General features: G+C 65.1%; 1 protein-coding gene and 1 pseudogene. Both read right to left on the reverse strand.

Going from position 1 to position 1,205, the window contains the following annotated elements:
- A pseudogene (locus ACIQLF_RS21785) lies at positions 1-380 on the reverse strand (amino acid ABC transporter permease); the annotation flags it as partial.
- Entirely contained in the window at positions 377-1,054 is a 678-nt protein-coding gene (locus tag ACIQLF_RS21790; protein ID WP_400303318.1) for an amino acid ABC transporter permease, read from the reverse strand. The gene ACIQLF_RS21790 and the pseudogene ACIQLF_RS21785, both read right to left, overlap by 4 nt.
- Positions 1,055-1,205 lie beyond the last annotated feature (151 nt).

A 1,205-nucleotide genomic window follows, 5' to 3' on the forward strand; every position in this document is an offset into this window, starting at 1 on the left:
AGCAGGATGTTGAAGAACACGATCATCAGCAGGACCGGGACGGAGCGGAAGAACTCGACCACGATGGTGGAGAACCAGCGCAGGGCCTTGACCTCGGCCAGCAGGCCCATGCCGAAGGCCAGGCCGAAGGCCACCGAGAGCACGATGCCCAGGCCCGCGGCCTTGAGCGTGTTGGCCAGGCCCGGGAGCAGGAAGTTCGCCCACGCGTTGGAGGTGAACAGGGACGCCCACAGGGAGCCTTCCATCTGCCCCTTCGCGGCGAGCCCGGCAACCACCAGGTACAGCAGGCCGGCGATGAACAGGACGCCGACGACGTTGATGGCCAGGATGCGCTGCTTGGCCTTGGGGCCGGGTGTGTCAAAGAGGACCGATGCGCTCATCGTGCCACCGCCAGTTTCTTGGAAAGCCAGGTGGTGAGCAGGCCCACCGGGATGATGATGATGACAAAGCCGACGGCGAAGGTGGCGAAGATCGGGACGATCAGGTCGGACTCGAACTCGAGCATCGTCTTCATGACCGAGGAGGCCTCGATCGCCACGGAACTGACGGCGGCAACCGTCGAGTTCTTGATCAGCGCGATCAGCACGTTGCCCAGCGGGACCACGGCGCCGCGGAAGGCCTGGGGCAGGATGACTTCGCGGGCGGCCGGCAGGAAGCCCAGGCCGATGGCGCGGGCGGCCTCGGCCTGCCCGACGGGCACGGTGTTGACGCCGGAACGGATCGCCTCGCAGACGAAGGCCGCGTGGTAGATCGCCAGGCCCATCACCGCGAGGTTGAAGAAGTTCTGGTTGAAGTCCGGTGAGAGGGTGAAGCCCAGCTGGTTGTACAGGGCCAGCACGCCGAAGAGCAGGATGATCGTCAGCGGGGTGTTGCGGATGATGTTCACGTAGCCGGCGCCGAAGACGGCGAAGCTGCGTACCGGGGAGATGCGCATCATCGCCAGGACGGTGCCCAGCGCCAGGGCGCCGATGGCCGCCCAGAAGGTCAGCTGGATGTTGACCCAGAACGCGGCGGGGATGTCGTACTCGGTGAACAGGGAGAGATAGTTCTCCATATTTCTGCCTCGATTTCAGCGGTCGAAGGTGGACCGAATCGGTAGGGGGTGTGCAGGGTTAGGCGCAGGGATCCATCTTCGGCGGGTTCAGGGCCGGGTTCGGGACGTAGCCGGTGCCCTCGGTGTTGGCCTTGATGGCCTTCTCCCATTC

The organism is Paeniglutamicibacter sp. NPDC091659, assembly GCF_044756805.1.
Taxonomy (GTDB): Bacteria; Actinomycetota; Actinomycetes; order Actinomycetales; family Micrococcaceae; genus Paeniglutamicibacter.